Genomic DNA, 17,179 nt, shown 5'->3' on the forward strand with positions numbered 1-17,179 from the left:
AAGGCCGGGCGTTGTGGGTTTCGCGCAGGCCGGGCGAAGGGCATCATCGCCCCTCATCCAGAGAGGCTTCAATGACTGCACAGCACCGCGCCGTCGCCATCGTGCCCGCACGCGACATGGACCTCAGCGAAGCCTTCTATCGCCGCCTGGGCTTCGACCTGGTCAGCGACTACGGCGACTATCGCATTCTGGAGGATGGGCGCGGCGGCCATCTGCACCTCAACGCCACGCCCGGTTGGCCGGCCCGTATCGAGGACAACGCCCTCGGGCTCTACCTTTACGTCGATGATGTGGACGCCGTCGCCGACCGCGTGCGCGAACTGATCATCGGCGCAGGGCCGGAGAAGAAGCCGTGGGGCACGTATGAGTTCGCCGTCAGCGACCCCAACGGCGCCCTGGTGCGCATCGGCCGCATCGTGGACTGAAGCCTAAGCCGACCGCTGCTTCAGCGGCGCGGTCCCGTCCGCCAGGCTTTCGGCCAGATAGACCTCGGCCTCTTGGGCCGGAAGCGCCGGCGCATAGCCGAAGCCCTGGCCGTAGTGGCACTGGGCTTCCAGCAGCAGGGCGGCCAGTTCGGCGTTCTCGACCCCTTCGGCGACGACCTCCAGTTCCAGATCGCGGCCCAGGTTGACCACCGACTTGACGATCTTGGCCGAGCCCTCGTCCTTGTTCATCGTCAGCACGAAATAGCGGTCGATCTTCAGCGTATCGAACGGCAGGCGCGCCAGATAGGACAGGGACGAGAAGCCGGTGCCGAAGTCGTCCAGCGCCAGCGACGCCCCCACGTCCTTCAGCGATTGCAGCACCTCGGCGGCGCGCGCGGTGTCGCGCATGATGTCGCCCTCGGTGACCTCCAGCTTCAGCGCGCCCCGGGGCAGGCCGCTTTCCTTGATGATGCGCGCCACGTCCTCGCACAGGTGCGGGCGTTCGATCTCGCCGACCGACAGATTGACGCTGCAGAACATCTTGCCCGCCAGCGGATGGCGTTCGATCCATTCCGCCAGTTGCCGGGCGGACTGGGTCATCATCAGCAGGCCCAGGTCGTTCATCATGCCCAAGTCGGCCGTCAGACCCAGGAACTCGTCCGGCGGCACCAGGCCGCGCCGCGGGTGACGCCAGCGCGCCAGGGCCTCGAAGCCCGCCACCGCCCCGGTGTTCAGGTTCACGATCGGCTGGAAGAAGGGCACGATCTCGCCGCGCACGAAGGCGTTTCGCAGGTCCGCTTCCAGGGCCAGGCGGCTGAGGCTGTCGCTTTCCAGCGCCCGGCCATAGGCGGCCGATCCGCCGCGCCCGGCGCCCTTGGCCGATTCCACCGCCAGCTCGACCCGGCGCAACAGTTCGGCGGCGTCGGGCGCATCCGGCCCGCCCTCCACCATCACCGCCCCGATGGAAACGGTCGGATAGATGTCGAAGCCCGCGACCCGCAACGGCTGCTCCAGCGCGTCGCGGACGCGGTAGCTGGTGTGAGACGCGGTCCTGGGCACGATGATGGCGAACTCGTCCTCGCCGATCCGCGCCGCCGAGGCGTCCTTGTTGAAGGCGGCGGCGAGACGCGAGCCCAAAGCCGACAGCACCAGGTCGGTGCGCTCATGCCCCAGCGCCTCGTTCAGGCGCCGCAGCCGGTCGACGTCGCCGACCACGATCTCGTATTCGCCCGGCTGGGTCAGCACCTCGCCCACGCGCGCGATGAAGGCGCGACGGTCCAGCAGGCCCGTCAGCGTATCCCGATCCGATCCGGCGAACTTGGTCTCCAGCGCCACGACCCCGGCGGCGCGCAGTCCGTCCTCCAGCCAGACGCCACGCCACAGGCAGGTCTCGGATCCGCGCATCCGCAGACGCACGGCGACCTCGGCCCCCTCGTCCTGCGGTTTCAGCATGCGTTCGGCCAGGCTGCGATCCTGGGGCATGGCCAGGGCGACGAAGCCGGCTGCGGTGCATTCCGGGGCCAGCGGTCCCAGGCCCAGCGACCGGGTCGCGCCGGTGAAGCGCAGTTCGTCCGTCGCCGGCGTCCAGACCCACAGGGCCGTGTCGGCGGCCGCCAACGCCTCGATGGCGGTCGTGGCGTCCCAGGCCAGCGATCGGGATCGTGGTGTCACGCGTCTCGCCCCTTCAGACGGCCCCCGGCCGTCAACGCTCGTCCTCGACCAGGCCGAACAGCAGATGATCTGCCCACTCGCCGTTAATTTTCAAATAAGCGCGAGCCCGACCTTCGTTGCGAAAGCCCGATTTTTCCAGAACCCGGCGCGAACCGTGGTTGGTGGGCAGGCAGGCCGCCTCCAGACGGTGCAGCTTCAGCTTGTCGAAGGCGTATCCGACCACGGCCTGCACCGCCGCCGTCGCCACGCCCTGACCGGAATGGGGCTGGCCGATCCAGTAGCCCAGCGTCCCGGTCTCGGCGACGCCGCGTCGCACGTTCGACAGGGTCACCGCCCCCGCCAGGGTCTTGCCCCCGTCCACCAGCACGAAGAAGGGCCAGGCGTGGCCCAGCTCCATCTCGCGCGCATAGATGGACAGCCGACGCCGGAACGCCGCCTTGGTCAGATCGTCCTCGGGCCAGGCCGGCTCCCACGGTTGCAGATAGTCGCGCGACCCGTCGCGCAGCGTGGACCAGGCGGCATAGTCGCCGGCGCGCGGCGGCCGCAGCAGCACGCCGTCCCCCCGGACCACCGGCCCGGCCACATCGCTCATCCAGTCCAGCAGGGCCATGACGCCTCATACAACAGGACGACTGTGGCCTGAACTCACGGTTCCGCCAAGACGGTCGCCGTCAACTTCAACGCCAGCTCGCGACCCAGGCCCTCGGGCGCGCCCAGCATCGGCGTCAGGATGTCGCCGATCAGCCCCTCGGCGAAGGCCATATAGGCCGCCGTCATGACCAGCGACCGCGCCCGTTCGGCCGCCCTGGGATCGTCGGGCGCCATGGCCGCCAGCCGGTCGGCCAAGTCCCGCACCACCCCGCCGAAGCTTTCCGCCCGCCCCTGCTCGCGCGCCAGGGCCAGCCAGGCCGCCATCTGCGACGCCCCGCCCTTGCCGAAGGCGTCGAAGACGACGGTCATCAACCGATCCGGCTCTACCCCCTCGCGCCCTTCGCCCGATCCTTCATTCAGGCCCGCCTCGATCCGCTCGGCCAGATCGCGCACCATCGCGTCCATCAGCGCGCCCTGAAGCCCGGCCGCCGAGCCGAAATGGTGGATCAGATTGGCGTGGCCCACGCCCATCCGCTCGCCGACCGCCTTCAGCGTCACCGCCGCCGGGCCGCCGGACAGCAGCAAGTCGCGCGCCGCCTCCAGCGCCTCTTCGCGCGCCACCGCCCCGCGTCTCCGCTTCACCGGACCATTAGTTGACATTGATGTCAGTTAACTCCATATTCCTCTTGAAATCGAGGAGCAGACCCATGGCGAAATCCGCCACCCCCGCCGATCTCCAGATCAAGCCGCGCGACCTGCATATCGACCGCGAGGCCCCGACGCCACGCTGGTGGCTGAACGGCGACCCGTTCGGCACGGCCGTGATGAACGCCCTCAGCCTGACCTTCCCTGACGGCGAGCGGTTCTTCATCCAGTCGGTCAAGCGGTTCGCCAAGGATACACCCGCGAACCTGGCCGCCGACATCCGCGCCTTCACCGTTCAGGAAGGCGCCCACACGCGCGAACATATCGCCTTCAACGCCATCACCGCCCGCGCCGGCTACGAGACCGCCGAGATCGAGGCCTATGTCACGGCCCGCCTCAATCTCGCCCGCGCCCGCCCGGCCATCATCCAGCTTGCCGCCACCATGGCGCTGGAGCATTTCACCGCCGCCTTCGCCCATCGGCTTCTGGCCGACCCGGACCTGCTGAAGGGGTCGCCCCCCGACCTGGCCCGCCTGTGGCGCTGGCACTCCATCGAGGAGATCGAGCACAAGGGCGTGGCCTATGACGTCTTCCTGCACGCGACCCGCGACCTCAGCCCGCTGAAGCGCTGGCGTATCCGGCGCTGGGCCATGTTCCTGACGACCCTGCTGTTCACCCAGGCGGTGCGCGAGACGACCCTGATGCTGCTTAAGCAGGACGGCATCGTCGGCTGGAAGGCGCGCCTGGGCCTGTTCCGCTGGCTGTGGCTGAAGCCGGGCCTCTATCGCCGCATGCTCGGGGATTACCTCGCCTTCTACAAACCCGACTTCCATCCGTGGCAGGTGGACGACCGCGACCTGATCGCCGACGCCGAGGCGGGCGTGGCCCAGCCGGCCTGATCCTCTGATCCGATCTCGCGACGGAGTTTTCGCACCGGCTGCGTTACACTCTGCGGGGACGGACGAGGAGAAGGCCATGGCTTCATCACCGACCGACGCCGCCATCGCCCTGACCCGCCTGGGTCTCGGCGCCAGGCCCGGCGAGATCGAACGCGTCGCCGCCGATCCACGCGCCTGGGCCACGGCCCAGATCCGCTTCCAGGGCGCGCCCCAGCCGTCCGGCGCGTTCGCCGACACCGCCCAGCGTGTCGCCCAGTATGTCGATTATCAGAGCGACGCCGGTCTGGTCCGTCGTGATCGACGCTCTGCGCCACAGGCCGGCGCCACGTCCACCCCAATGGCGCAGACCGCGCCCGCCCCCGATGCCGATCCCGAGGCCGTCGCCCGGCGCGAAGCCCGCCAGGCCGCGCGTCGAGAGATCACCCAAGATACGGCGCAAGAGTTCCTCGCCCGCGCGCAGTTGGGCGCGACCACAGACGACGGGTTCGCCGAGCGGTGGGCGCTGTTCTGGGCCAACGCCGTCACCGTCTCGGCCGTCAAGTTCGCCAGCGGCGCCTTCGTCGGCCAGTACGAGCGCGAGGCCATCCGCCCCCACGTCTTCGGCCGCTTCGAGGATCTGGTCCTGGCCGCCGAACAGCATCCCGCCATGCTTCTCTATCTGGATCAGGCCCGCTCGGTCGGTCCCGACAGCATGGCCGGCGCCCGCCGCAACGCCGGGCTGAACGAAAACCTGGCCCGCGAGATGATGGAGCTGCACACCGTCGGCGCCGACGGCGGCTACACCCAGGCCGACGTGACCGAACTGGCCCGCGCCCTGACCGGCTGGTCGATCCCCACAGCGCGCGATCAACGTCAGACCGCCCGCCCAAGACGGGCGCGCATGGCGGCCGCACAGGCCCAGCCGGAGGCGAACGGCTTCATCTTCCGCCTCAATGTCCACGAACCGGGCGACCGCACGGTGATGGGCAAGACCTATCCCGCCGCCGGCCTGGCTCAGGGTCAGGCCATCCTGCGCGACCTGGCCCGACATCCGGCGACCGCCAAACGCCTGTCGCGCCGCCTCGCCGCCCATTTCGTCGCCGACGACCCGCCCCAGACCCTGGTCGCCCGGCTGGAAGACGCCTGGACCCGATCCGGCGGCGATCTGGCCCAGGTCGCGCGCGCCCTGATCGAAGCGCCCGAGACCTGGACGCCCCAGCCCGCCAAGATCAAGACGCCGTATGAGTTCGTCGTCTCCACCCACCGCGCCCTGGGAACCCGGCCCCAGCGGATTCAGCCCCTGCGCCAGGCCTTGTTCGACATGGGCCAGCCGCCGTTCTCCGCCCCCTCGCCCGAGGGGTGGCCCGACGCGGCCGCCGACTGGGCCGGTCCAGACGCCCTGGTCAAACGGCTGAACTGGTCGCGCACCGCCGCCGACACGGCCCAGGCGGCCGACCCCAGCGCCGTCGCCGCCTCGGCTCTCGGGCCCCGCCTGAGCGACCGCACCCGCCTCGCCGTCGCCCGCGCCGAAAGCCGGCCCGAGGCCCTCACCCTTCTCTTCATGTCGCCGGAGTTCCAACGCCGATGACCGCCCTTAATATGAACCGCCGCCATCTGCTGGCCGCCGCATCCGCCGGGGTCGGCCTGGCCTTCGCCGGACGGGTCGCCGCCCAGACCAACGGACCGGCCAACAAACTGGTCGTGGTCATCGCGCGCGGCGCCATGGACGGCCTGTCCGTCACCGTCCCCTATGGCGACGCCAACTACGTTCCGCTGCGTGGCGGCCTGGCCATCCCCGCCCCCGGCGAGGCGAACGGCGCCCTGGCGCTGGGCGAAGGCTTCGGCCTGCACCCGGCGCTGGCCGGCCTGCACGACCTGTATGGTCAGGGCCAGATGCGGTTCGCGCCCGCCATGGCCCTGCCCGTCCGCATTCGCTCTCACTTCGATGCTCAGGACGTGCTGGAGAACGGCGGCGAGGGTCTGCGTCAACAGACCGACGGCTGGCTGAACCGCGCCATCGTGGCGGCGGGCGGCGGGTCGCTGAAGGGCCTGTCGATCGGCGCCCAGACGCCGTTGATCCTGCGCGGCGAAGCCCCCGTCTCCAGCTGGGCGCCGGGCGGTCAGGTGCGCGGCGGCGACCGCATCGCCTCCCTGCTTCAGGACCTCTATGTCGAGGATCCCATGCTGGGCCAGAACCTGGCGCGCGGCCTGGCGACCGAGGAACTGGTCGGCCAGGGGCAGAACATGGACGGCGAGGACGGCCGCCTGCGCCGCAACGACGTCCTGGGCCTGGGTCGCGCCGTCGCCCGACTGATGTCCGGCGCCGAGGGGGCCGACATTGTCGCCGTGTCGCTGGACGGCTGGGACACCCATGCGGGCCAGAGGGCGCAGCTTCAGACGCGCCTGACCGGCCTGGATCAACTGGTCACGGGTCTGAAGGACGGGCTGGGCGAAACATGGTCGCGCACGGTGGTCGTCGTCGCCACCGAGTTCGGCCGCACCGCCCGCGCCAACGGCACGCAAGGCACCGACCACGGCACCGGCTCGTCGCTGTTGCTGGCGGGCGGTGCGATCAAGCGCGGCGGCCCCATCGGCGACTGGCCGACCCTGGCCGACAACCGCCTGTTCGAGAACCGCGACCTGACGCCGACGATGGACATCCGTTCGGTGTTCAAGGGCGTGCTGCGCGACCATATGGGCGTCGACCGCGCCGCCCTGGACGCCCGCGTCTTCCCCGGCAGCGCCGTCGAGGCGCCGGTGATGGAGAGTCTCGTCTAGCCGCCACGCTTGCTTTTCGCGACGCAACGCCGCATCAGGACGCCATCACCTTGGACCCGGCCCTGTTCGCAGGCGACGGGTGGCTATCCCCGCCGCCGATCCGCTGGGAAACCGAGCCCGAAACCGAAGCATCGGTACGGCTCATCCAGATGAAATCCTGAAATGTCCATCATCGCCTCCGCGCGCCAGCAATGGCTCGCCAATCCTCGCCGCGACCTGCTGGCGGGGACCGTCGTGGCCCTGGCCCTGATCCCGGAAGCCATCGCCTTTTCCATCATCGCGGGCGTCGATCCGGCCGTGGGCCTTTACGCCAGCGTGGTCATCGCCGTGACCATCGCCTTCGTCGGCGGGCGCCCGGCCATGATCTCGGCCGCGACCGGGGCCATGGCCCTGCTGATGGTCACGCTGGTGCGCGACCACGGCCTCGAATATCTGTTCGCCGCCTCGCTGCTGTGCGGCGTGTTCCAGATCGTCATCGGCCTGCTGAAACTGGGCCGCTACATCAAGTTCGTCAGCCGCAGCGTGATGACCGGTTTCGTCAACTCCCTGGCGATCCTGATCTTCCTGGCCCAGATGCCCGAACTGATCGGCAGGGGCTGGATCACCTACGCCCTGGTCGCGGCGGCTCTGGTGGTCATCTACGGCTTCCCCCGCATCACCAAGTCCGTGCCCTCGCCCCTGGTCGCCATCGTCGCCATCAGCGCGGTGGTGATCGTGCTGAATCTGGACGTGCGCACCGTCGGCGACATGGGCCAGATGCCCACGACCCTGCCGATGTTCCACCTGCCGGGCGTGCCCCTGACGTGGGAAACGCTGACGATCATCGCCCCGATCTCGGCGACCCTGGCCTTCGTGGGTTTGCTGGAAAGCCTGCTGACCGCCAATCTGATCGACGACATCACCGACACCCCGTCCGACAAGGACCGCGAGACACGCGGCCAGGGCATCGCCAACCTCCTGTCGCCCCTGTTCGGCGGCATGGCCGGCTGCGCCATGATCGGCCAGTCGATGATCAACGTCGGGTCTGGCGCGCGCGGTCGGCTGTCGACCCTGTGGGCCGGCCTGTTCCTGCTGTTCCTGATGCTGGTGCTTCAGGACTGGGTCGCGCAGATCCCCATGGCGGCCCTGGTCGCGGTCATGACCATGGTCTCGGTGGGGACGTTCGACTGGAGCTCTTTGCGGAACCTGCGCAGCCTGCCCTTCCAGTCGTCGCTGGTGATGATCGCCACCACGGTCACGGTCGTCCTCACCCATGACCTGTCCAAGGGGGTGATCCTGGGCGTGCTGCTGTCGGCGGTCTTCTTCATGCGCAAGGTCGGCAAGACGATCATGGTCACCGAGATCGAGACGCCAGAGGAGGGCGTGCTGCGCTACCGGGTTTCAGGCCAGCTGTTCTTCGCCTCGGCCGATCTGTTCGCCGCCAGTTTCGAGCACCATGGCCATCCCAGACGCGTCGAGATCGATCTCAGCGACGCCCATCTGTGGGATCTGACCGGCGTCGCCGCCGTGGACAAGGTCGTCTTCCGCTATCGCCGCCAAGGCGCGCAGGTCGAGGTGGTGGGCATGAACGACGCCGCCCGCACCCTGGTCACGCGGGTGGGGCGGTTCGAGAAAATGCATCTGCCGGACGGGGCCGGCGCGCACTGAGCAGGCGTCAGGCGGCGTCTGAAGCCGGCTCCGCGTCGGCGTTGGCGACCAAGTCCGGCTTGGGCATCTTGCAGATGCGGTTCAGGTCGGCGCGGATCGAACTGCCCTGGAAATGTGAGATCTCGGCGCCGGAATAACCCTCGCCGGACAGGGCCTTGACGACGTCGCCAGTGTTCAGACAATCCGGCGAACGGGCGAGCTGGTAGGCGCGCTCCACGACGTGGGTGCGGTTCATGATGGGAGCCTTTCGTGATCCTTAACAACGCCCGCCAAGCTAAACCGTTCCGACCGTTGAATTTCCTTCACATGAGTCACTCTTGCATCCGCCGCAAATATCTGCGCACATATCGCTCGTCGATCTCTCTGCGTAACGCCCACTCTCTCTGCGAACGCACGAGTCAAGGCCGCTCCCATTCAGACCCGACAGGCCGAACGGACGTTCCCTCGGTCAATTTCTAACGGAGGTCTCAAAATGGCTACCGGCACTGTTAAATGGTTCAACCCCACCAAGGGTTATGGCTTCATCCAACCCGACGACGGCGGCAAGGACGTTTTCGTCCACATCTCGGCCGTTGAAGGCGCTGGCCTGCGCGGCCTGGATGAAAACCAAAAGGTTTCCTACGAGCTGGAACGCGACAAGCGTTCGGGCAAGGAATCCGCTGGCCAGCTGCAAACCATCGGCTGATTTCAGCTTCACAGCTGATAGGACGACGGCGGCTCCTCACGGAGCCGCCGTTTTCAATTCCAGGTCTAGGCGGCCTTCAACTCGGGCTCGTCTGCAAAGGACTGGTCGGCGGGCTCCGTGATGCAATCCTCGGCCCAAATCTCTTTGAGATCGACCGTTTGGGCCTGACAGGCTTCATCTCTTCGTTTCATATACGCGCCCAGACTTGCGAGCAACGATGTGAGGAATCCGCCAAGTTCTAGGACTTGATGGTCGAAGTGATCTTCATCTTGATAGAGAGGCACATGGGTTCGCGTCCAATAACGCTGTTCACAGTATCAGCGTTATTGGGGAGATTTTGTTCCATTTTTCCCAATATTTGATCGAATTTATTCTTCTTTTTTATTTGATTTGGTTGATTATTTTACTGATCGGCATCAGGATATCGAAAATACTCGCGCCATAATGACGTTGGATTTCAAGGCGGTTTCAGTCGAATGACTTTAAACGCCGACACCGACGCCCGACAAAGGTGATCACCCCTTCGTCTGGTCGATCCATTTGGCGAACGCGTCCATGAAGCTCTTCAGGAACGCCCTCGTATCGTCCTTCTTCAGCCTGCCGTCGTCGTCCAGCAGGTCGGCGACATTGCCGATATAAGCTTCGGGCTGCTGCATCGTGGGCATGTTCAGGAAGACCAGCGGCTGGCGCAGGTGGTGGTTGGCGCCGAAAGCGGCCAGCGCGCCGGGCGAGACGCTGACGATGGCGGCAGGCTTGCCTTGCCAGATGCTGTGGCCATAGGGGCGCGAACCGACGTCCAGGGCGTTCTTCAGAGCGCTGGGGATGGAGCGGTTGTATTCCGGCGTCACGAACAGCGCGGCCTCGGTCGTCTCGACCTCTTCACGGAACCGCACCCAGGGGGCCGGCGGGGCGTCGGTCTCCAGATCAGGATTATAGAGCGGTAGGTCGCCGATCTCGATCAATTCCAGTTCAAGCCCTGGCGCGGCGATGGTCTTCATCTCCAGGCCTATGGCGCGGGAATGGGATCCCTCACGCAGGCTCCCGACGATCAGGGCGACGCGGACGGGCATGGGAAGTCTCCGGGGTGAACGGGTTCAAGCGCCAGCTTAACCGATCCGCGCCCTCGGATGTTCCGTCAGTCTGGAACCGGATCCCCGTAGAACCTTCGGGTGTGGTGCGCCCCCCTCCAGCGGCACATCGCGTTTGACGAATGCGTCACCTATATAGCGACCCATCCCGTTGCCCTTTACACGCCAAATCCAACCCCCCGTTTGATATAATATCACGATGCTGACCAATCAGGACCGCACGCTCTCCATCGCCCCGATGATGGATTGGACGACTAGCTGATTTAATTCAGATATTTAAGCTTCTCCGTGTGCAAAATTTGCACACGGAGTTCCTATTTTCGTTCCTTTTCGTTCTCTCGAAATTCTACGTTTGGATACGACCGACCGCACAAGCGCGGCCTCCTACTCCACCTAGATCCACCCAGTGGGAACGGCGGTTCGAATCGCTCCGGTCGCACCTACGACAAACCTCGCTTAGGCCATCGGTGGTGCGTTTCACTACGACTGGACCCGACTCATCTGAGACGTTCGCAGGGTCCGCTTTTGGAAGAAACCTCGGTTCGAGGCTGCCCTTCCTTCAAGCGGACGTGTGCAACGTTAGTGACGAGTGGCGGACATTTCACTTGCGACTTCGCGCGTGCTCGGCAGCCAGTGTTGCGATGATACGGAGGTCGCCTGGATTTACGTCCAGAGGCTCGTGAAGTTGGGCGAGTGCGTAGGTGATGTCGTCGTCGTTGATTGAGACCGTTGGCGCTGTCGCGACTTGGACGACCCTCGGGTAGCGGTGCCCCGAGAAACGGTGGAAGAGCCAGGCGACGCCAAGCAAAAACGCGGCGTTGAGCGCAACCGGCAAAAAAGGAAACAACCACATCGCCGTTGGTGCGCCGACGCCGGCGAGCACCGGGATGAGAGCCGTTCCCCCGCCTGGCGGATGTAGACAGCGAAGAAGCGACATCATTCCGATGGCCGCTCCGACCGCGATTCCTGCGCCAAGCATAGGATCCTCGATCAAGTGGGCGACCGCCACGCCTACGGCGGCCGAAACAACATTACCGCCGAGGACAGGCCAAGGCTGTGCAAGAGGGCTCGCGGGAACGGCGAAGACCAGAACGGCGGAGGCTCCCATCGATGCGACCATCACCAAGGACGCTGGGCTGTCCGATCCCAGCATCCATCGAGTGACGAGCCCGGTCGCCGCGATCCCGATTATGGCTCCGATGCAGGCGATAACTCGATCGACGATGGTCGTGCCGGGCAGGATGGGTCGGAATAGCTGCATGGCGACTTCCTGCGCGTTCGTTGGGCGTTTCACACAGGGATTGCCCGTCTGCAATGCTTGACCTCGGTCATTGCGAAGTCGCTGAAACAAAATGCCGAAATCCAAGCACGGGGGCCGACCTATTGGTTGTCGGCTTGGGTGGAAATTGGACCGTCGGTGTTCATGTCCCTACCACGATGAAACGCATGTCTGTTCAGGTGTCGGCTGTGGCGGCTATCGTCAACGGTTGCGGGCCCCGCGACTGCCCGGGCTGCGAGCCAGTCGAAGCTCCGCGATGGAAGCGTCCACCGTCGGAAGCGATCATGCCTGCGCCCATCGCGTATTCAGACAGGCGCGCCAGCCGCCCAACCTGACCCGACAAGGTTCGGAACGGGCCTGTCCGGATGTTTCCTCCCGGATACCTTTTAGATAACGCGAGTCGTTCAACCGGCAAGGCTGCTATGATGGATCATCAGGCCTACGCGAACGTCTGGCTGATCAACTGATCGGTCAGGTCGAGGTGAACCTCCAGGGCGGCAAGGACTTCCGTCCGCGCTCGCTCGGCCGCTGCTCGGTCGCCTGCCGTCAAGTGCGCACCGAACTCGGTCATCTTGGCGGCGACCAACTGCTCAGCCCCCATAGCGCGCCGCTCCAGCGTCCCGTCATCCATCGCAACCCCCATCGCTGTAATGCGGCCCGGCCGAATGTGTCCTCGCCCAGCCGGGCCGCGTGACGCAGTTCGGGCATGAGCCGCGACAGCTCTGCCGTATCGCCTCACTGCACGGCTTGGCAAATTCGGAAGACTGGCCGGGGCATCTGCGGAATCTTCAGCCTTAGATCCCCGCTAGAGTGAGCCGAAAGGCTCAGCCTCGACGTAATCGTGCGCACCTATTGCGCGCAACCATCACTGGAGAATGACAATGAGCTTCAACCCAGCGCGCTATTCCGGGGCGGCTAAGGCCTGGCTAAAGAGTGACTTGAGCTGTCGCCGCATCGCCTGCCGGACGTCGTAGTCCGCCGAAAGGGTGAGCAACTCCGCGCATGAGCCTATGTCGCCGTAACGGCCGACGTTTCGATCGCAACGCTTGATCCATGGCGCGGCGCTCGCCTGCCCCCGCCGGAGGAGGGCGCGTCCTTCGTTGCAAACCGTCTCGGCCTCGTCGGTGCACCCCTGTGCGAACGACAGGAAAGCAAGGTAATCGACGTTCGTCTCGCTGCGGACGGATGGGGACCGCGTCTCGAAAATCACCTGGCCGAGGAAATGGCAGCCTTCTCCGTCGATGAGGATGGCGTCGTTGTGCAGAAAGCAGGCCTTCGATAGCGCGACGAAGGCCTGGGTTAGATCACGCTCGACGCCGGTTCCCGTGAGGTACATCCAGCCGAGGTATTTGCAGGCGTAGGGTCCTTGACCTGAATCGTCGCCGTCGCAGGTGGGCACGAGACTTTGCCGGGCACGCACGTAATCGCGCAGCTGGCGGTTCTGGAGATACAGCTTGCCGGCCTCGTAGCAGCCTGCAGTCATGATGCGGGCAGCGCAGGACATGTCGTAGTGTTCCAGCGCCGCCTTCAGATCGCCGCCCCGGGCCGCGCTGACGCCGCGGCTCCAGCAGGTGTCAACGTTGTTTTCAACCTCGCAAGGCGCAGATGCCGATGCGGCCGCGAGGTCATGAATAGTATAGTTTGGGAAGCCAACGCCGTCCGACGCCCGCTCCCGCCCGATGTCGCGCATGCGCGCCAGCAGCCGGTCGTGTGCGCGCTCAATCGTGTCGGGACGGCAAGGCAGCCGAGCAAGTTCGCTGCCGCTGCGACTGATGGTGAGATGCCCGAACGGGAGAAGGGCAGAGGGATCGGGCTGCGCGCCGTTGCGAAGGCCTGTCTCAAAACGGTAGGTGGTGTCTCCATTCGCGAAGGTCATGATCTCGTCGACCGTTCCCGCCGGGCCGTTGTAGCGGACATAGTCGAGGTCGGCCAAGGGGCTCGTCAGCGTCAACTCCGGCTCTGACGACGAAGGCCCGTAGCGATAGGTTGCGCCGATATCACTGAGAGATACCGATGCCTCTCGATCGCGCCCTTCAATTCGACAGGTGAGGAAGACTTCCTCGCCCGAACGTTCGGGCGCAGCGACGGCGGTCGAAGTCCAGACGCCCGCAACGAGCAGCGCGCAAGCCAGAGTCTGCGACACAATCGAGCCGACGGTCTTCTGTTTAAACTGTCGTGTCGTGCGCACCATCACATCAACCCTTGCCGCAGTTAGGGCCCGATGCTGCACGCACTGGCCCAAAACACCAACCGCCGTATAGGCAAGCGTTGAAGGGTGTGGTGACCGCCGACCTGTGGTTTGATGATTGCGCGCGCATCCGCCCAAGACGAAAGTGCAGCTCGATGAAACTTCGCCTCCTCAACATGTCGAGCAGACTGAATGCAGGCGTTTTGCTCAGTTGTGCGGTCTTGTCGGGATGCGTCACGTCCCCGATCCCGGTCGCGTCGGATGGCTCTCGGACGGTGAAGCCGCTTCTCGCATCTTCCGAGCCCTACGCCTCGCCCTCGCCCTCGCCCTCGGAAGCGGGCGTAGCCTCCGACGACTTCGAGGTTTTAAGGACAGTTTCGGTTGCTGCGTTGAGCCCTAATCAGGGGATTGAGCAGCGACACCGTGGCAAGCGCATCCGTTGGGCAGGCGCGGTAGAGCGGATCACCGCAACCGATCAGGGCGTGTGCTTGACCATACTTTATGCCCGCAGCGGTGAGGATGGCGAGCCTCGCTGGACCAACACGCCAACCTATCAACACTTCGAAGCCTGCGCCGCGAGCGCGTACGACCCGAGGCTGGTTCATGAGCTTACCAATGTCACGATCATCGGTCGCATCTCGGGCACGACCTACATAGGTTCCGGCGGCGGAGGCAGGACCGGTCCCGTCGTCCAGATCGAAAACCTGTTCCGTTGGTCGGACTGTCTTTCGGGCGACGATAGCCCCGAGTGCAAATACGGCTTTCTAGATCCGCAAACCGATATCATCGACTGAGGGATAGCCAAGGTTGCGGCGTCTCGAGGCCGGCAGAATTCCCACGCAGCCCGGCCAGGCCTGCTGCGCAAAGCTCAGTTCTAACTTCCGACTACGAAAGGTGCGCCTGTGTTCAGCCTTGTGATGATCGCCTTTGTCGTCGGAGCGCTTGGGGGAGTGGCGATTGCCCGCGCTCGCACCGCCCGCTTTCGCAGGTGTGCATTGATAGGCTGGTGCTGTCTGCCCTTGGCTTTTGCATCGGTTGTCGTGGGCTACCTCGGACTAAAATCTGGAGAGGCTTTCGCCACATGGCCACTGCTTTGGGTCGGCATGCTGATCGGTGTCCCTAGCGGAATATTTGCGCTGGGCGCCGGGCTGGGGTTTTGGGGTGGCCGACGGGCGCAGTCAGGCCGTGGCGGCTAAAGGTCTTCCCGTCGCGCATCGTAGTCTCGACGCGCCTCGTTCATCGCGTCCAGGTTAGCGAACGCCCATTCCCCCAGCGCAACGACCGGTGTCTGCAAAGATCGTCCGAGCGGCGTCAGTTCGTAGTCTACGCGCGGTGGGACCGTTGGAAAAACGGTCCGAGAGACGAGACCGTCGCGTTCCAGCCCGCGCAGTGTCAACGTCAGCATACGCTGGGACACCTTGCCGATCCGCCGTTTTAGCGCGTTGAACCGCATGGGCCCGGCAGCCAGCATCATCACCACTAGGACCGTCCACTTGTCCCCGACGCGCGCGAGGACCTGCGAAACATCCCCGCAGCGATTTGGTAGCTCGCCGGCGACGCCCCCAGGCACATCCGTGTGCTCGAGTTCCAAAATTGTGCCTCCTTGGCAGGGTTTCTATAGGCACTAACTTAGCCCCAGTTACAAGCCGATACCAGCAACGGGCTAGACATGACCATCCTTCACATCGACTCCAGCATCCTTGGCGGATATTCCGTCAGCCGCACCTTGTCGGCCGAGATCGTCGCGCGTCTGACCAGCGAGCGGCCCGATGCCCAGGTCGCGTATCGCGACCTGGCAGCCTCGCCGGTGCCTCATCTCTCCGGCGCTTACCTCACGGCCCTCCAGAGCACCGAAGGCCAGCATGCGCCTGACCTTCGGGCCGATCTCGCCCTTGGCGCGACTCTGCTCGACGAGTTTCTCGCGGCAGACACAGTGGTTATCGGCTTCGCCTTGTACAATTTCGGCATGCCCACTCAGTTGAAAGCCTGGTTTGACCGGATCCTGATCAACGGCCGGACCTTCCGCTACACCGCTGAAGGCCAAGTCGAGGGACTGGCGGGTGACAAGCGGGTCATTCTGGCCGTCGCCCGCGGGGGCTTCTATGCCAGTGGTTCGCCCATGGCGCCCATGGAACACGCCGAAACCCATGTCCGCACCGCACTCGGATTCGTCGGCATCAATCCGGAGGTCATCTCGGCGGAAGGTATCGCCGTCGGACCGGCCCAACGCGAACAGGCCCTCGCCGCCGCGACGACCCAGATCGCCGCACTGGCGGCCTGATTCACGAAAGCTCAGAGCTCACCATGTCCGCCACCCATTCCATCGCCGTCGAAACGGCGTCTGCCCATGCGCTGGACCTGCCTCAACCGGCGCGCAAGATCGTCCACCGCACGAGGGGCAAGCGGCACGGTCCGATCACCCGATTGATGAGCCCGAGCGATCTCGGTGAGATCGTCAAGCCGTTCGTGTTTCTCGATCTGGCCGAGGCGGATTCCCTGGGCGGAGGATTCAAAGCGCATCCGCATTCCGGTATCGCCACCCATACGACCCTGCTGAAAGGCGCGACCGGCTATGCGGATTCGACGGGAGAGTCCGGCACGCTGGCCGAAGGCTCCGTCGAATGGATGCGCGCCGGTGCCGGGGTTTGGCACACCGGCCTGCCGACCGAGAACAGCCCGCTGCTGGGGTATCAGCTGTGGCTCGCCCTGCCCGCCGAACTCGAGCTGACCCCGCCGGAGAGCCGATATCTCGGCGCCGAGATGATCCAGGCGGTGGGTCCTGCGCGCATCCTTCTGGGCCAGTATCAGGATCGAACAAGCCCCATCGAATTGCCCATGTCGTTGACCTATCTCCATGTCCGACTGAGCGACGGGGAGCGTTGGACCTACCACCCGGGGTCGGATCACGATGTCGCTTGGCTGGCTTTAAACAGCGGTCGGGTCCACGTCGATGGCGCCATCCTTGAACGGGAGATGGCCGTCTTTGAAGACGGGGCGGCGCCGATCGATATTGTCGCGGAAGGCTCCGTGGAACTGGTCATCGCGTCGGCCGCGCGACACCCGCATCCTATCGTGCTCGGCTACTACTCCGTCCACACGAGCGAGGCGGCGCTGGCGGTCGGAGAAGCGAACATTGCCGATCTCGGTCGAACGCCGGAAGTCGCCGCCTTGCGGGCGATGGACTGACCACCTGCAATCTCCGCTCCCGTCATGAAGCGCCGGTAACGCCGGGAGCGGGTCCTCTTTCAAAGTCGGCCCACTGACGAGGCCGTCCGCGTGACCGCCGATCTCTCCAACCTTCCCT

The 17,179-nt window shown here is 65.4% G+C and carries 18 protein-coding genes and 1 other annotated feature; of the genes, 9 read left to right on the forward strand and 9 right to left on the reverse strand.

Features of this window, described 5'->3' with window-relative positions:
* Window positions 1-71: 71 nt before the first annotated feature.
* On the forward strand, window positions 72-425 hold the full coding sequence (locus EGY25_RS02870; RefSeq protein ID WP_135193558.1) for a VOC family protein: 354 nt from the start codon (window positions 72-74) through the stop codon (window positions 423-425).
* 3 nt (window positions 426-428) lie between these two features.
* Here EGY25_RS02870 and EGY25_RS02875 read toward each other — a convergent pair whose 3' ends face one another.
* Genes EGY25_RS02875 through EGY25_RS02885 form a run of 3 tightly spaced genes read right to left on the reverse strand, consistent with a single transcriptional unit; the run spans window position 429 to window position 3,329 of the window.
* Window positions 429-2,096 (reverse strand): putative bifunctional diguanylate cyclase/phosphodiesterase, encoded by a 1,668-nt coding sequence (locus EGY25_RS02875; protein WP_135193559.1) that lies wholly within the window; start codon window positions 2,094-2,096, stop codon window positions 429-431.
* 31 nt (window positions 2,097-2,127) lie between these two features.
* Window positions 2,128-2,706, reverse strand: a complete 579-nt coding sequence (locus EGY25_RS02880) for a GNAT family N-acetyltransferase (protein WP_135193560.1) — start codon at window positions 2,704-2,706, stop codon at window positions 2,128-2,130.
* Window positions 2,707-2,741: 35 nt separating this feature from the next.
* Window positions 2,742-3,329, reverse strand: coding sequence for a TetR/AcrR family transcriptional regulator (locus tag EGY25_RS02885; RefSeq protein ID WP_245159315.1), 588 nt, complete (start codon window positions 3,327-3,329; stop codon window positions 2,742-2,744).
* 65 nt (window positions 3,330-3,394) lie between these two features.
* On the opposite strand from EGY25_RS02885, the gene EGY25_RS02890 reads away from it, so the two are divergent.
* From EGY25_RS02890 to EGY25_RS02905, 4 genes are all read left to right on the forward strand, one after another.
* Window positions 3,395-4,231: a metal-dependent hydrolase gene (locus EGY25_RS02890; RefSeq protein WP_135193562.1), complete on the forward strand. Its 837-nt coding sequence runs from the start codon at window positions 3,395-3,397 to the stop codon at window positions 4,229-4,231.
* Between the two features lie 76 nt (window positions 4,232-4,307).
* A complete protein-coding gene (locus tag EGY25_RS02895; RefSeq protein ID WP_135193563.1) occupies window positions 4,308-5,798 on the forward strand; it encodes a DUF1800 domain-containing protein in 1,491 nt (496 codons plus the stop codon).
* Window positions 5,795-6,988: a DUF1501 domain-containing protein gene (locus EGY25_RS02900; RefSeq protein WP_135193564.1), complete on the forward strand. Its 1,194-nt coding sequence runs from the start codon at window positions 5,795-5,797 to the stop codon at window positions 6,986-6,988. Before EGY25_RS02895 ends, EGY25_RS02900 begins: the two co-directional genes overlap by 4 nt.
* A 49-nt stretch (window positions 6,989-7,037) precedes the next feature.
* Window positions 7,038-7,101, forward strand: a sequence feature (sul1 is cis-regulatory element that is thought to sense ions involved in sulfur or methionine metabolism; They are found in Alphaproteobacteria).
* Window positions 7,102-7,150: 49 nt separating this feature from the next.
* Complete coding sequence (locus tag EGY25_RS02905; protein WP_245159316.1) at window positions 7,151-8,635, forward strand: SulP family inorganic anion transporter; 1,485 nt, start codon at window positions 7,151-7,153, stop codon at window positions 8,633-8,635.
* 7 nt (window positions 8,636-8,642) lie between these two features.
* Here the strand turns inward: EGY25_RS02905 and EGY25_RS02910 are convergent, their stop codons facing one another.
* Complete coding sequence (locus tag EGY25_RS02910; RefSeq protein ID WP_135193565.1) at window positions 8,643-8,870, reverse strand: hypothetical protein; 228 nt, start codon at window positions 8,868-8,870, stop codon at window positions 8,643-8,645.
* 237 nt (window positions 8,871-9,107) lie between these two features.
* Here EGY25_RS02910 and EGY25_RS02915 point away from each other — a divergent pair, with 237 nt between their 5' ends.
* A complete protein-coding gene (locus EGY25_RS02915; protein WP_008260410.1) occupies window positions 9,108-9,320 on the forward strand; it encodes a cold-shock protein in 213 nt (70 codons plus the stop codon).
* Window positions 9,321-9,835: 515 nt separating this feature from the next.
* On the opposite strand, the gene EGY25_RS02920 is transcribed toward EGY25_RS02915, so the two are convergent.
* The 4 genes from EGY25_RS02920 to EGY25_RS02935 all read right to left on the reverse strand — a co-directional run bounded on the left by EGY25_RS02920 (window position 9,836) and on the right by EGY25_RS02935 (window position 13,878).
* Entirely contained in the window at window positions 9,836-10,390 is a 555-nt protein-coding gene (locus tag EGY25_RS02920; RefSeq protein WP_135193566.1) for an NADPH-dependent FMN reductase, read from the reverse strand.
* A 619-nt stretch (window positions 10,391-11,009) separates the two neighbouring features.
* Entirely contained in the window at window positions 11,010-11,774 is a 765-nt protein-coding gene (locus EGY25_RS02925; RefSeq protein ID WP_209307950.1) for an HPP family protein, read from the reverse strand.
* A gap of 352 nt (window positions 11,775-12,126) precedes the next feature.
* Window positions 12,127-12,318 (reverse strand): hypothetical protein, encoded by a 192-nt coding sequence (locus tag EGY25_RS02930; RefSeq protein ID WP_135193567.1) that lies wholly within the window; start codon window positions 12,316-12,318, stop codon window positions 12,127-12,129.
* A gap of 270 nt (window positions 12,319-12,588) precedes the next feature.
* Window positions 12,589-13,878, reverse strand: coding sequence for a sel1 repeat family protein (locus EGY25_RS02935; RefSeq protein ID WP_135193568.1), 1,290 nt, complete (start codon window positions 13,876-13,878; stop codon window positions 12,589-12,591).
* Window positions 13,879-13,967: 89 nt separating this feature from the next.
* On the opposite strand from EGY25_RS02935, the gene EGY25_RS02940 reads away from it, so the two are divergent.
* Window positions 13,968-14,669 (forward strand): Slp family lipoprotein, encoded by a 702-nt coding sequence (locus EGY25_RS02940; protein WP_135193569.1) that lies wholly within the window; start codon window positions 13,968-13,970, stop codon window positions 14,667-14,669.
* A gap of 398 nt (window positions 14,670-15,067) precedes the next feature.
* Here EGY25_RS02940 and EGY25_RS02945 read toward each other — a convergent pair whose 3' ends face one another.
* A complete protein-coding gene (locus EGY25_RS02945; RefSeq protein ID WP_245159317.1) occupies window positions 15,068-15,466 on the reverse strand; it encodes a winged helix-turn-helix transcriptional regulator in 399 nt (132 codons plus the stop codon).
* Window positions 15,467-15,544: 78 nt separating this feature from the next.
* Between EGY25_RS02945 and EGY25_RS02950 the strand changes: the two genes are divergently transcribed.
* Window positions 15,545-16,156 (forward strand): FMN-dependent NADH-azoreductase, encoded by a 612-nt coding sequence (locus EGY25_RS02950; protein WP_135193571.1) that lies wholly within the window; start codon window positions 15,545-15,547, stop codon window positions 16,154-16,156.
* Between the two features lie 23 nt (window positions 16,157-16,179).
* A complete protein-coding gene (locus tag EGY25_RS02955; protein WP_135193572.1) occupies window positions 16,180-17,061 on the forward strand; it encodes a pirin family protein in 882 nt (293 codons plus the stop codon).
* Window positions 17,062-17,179 lie beyond the last annotated feature (118 nt).

It is taken from the genome of Brevundimonas intermedia (assembly GCF_004614235.1).
In the GTDB taxonomy this organism is placed as follows: domain Bacteria; phylum Pseudomonadota; class Alphaproteobacteria; order Caulobacterales; family Caulobacteraceae; genus Brevundimonas; species Brevundimonas intermedia_A.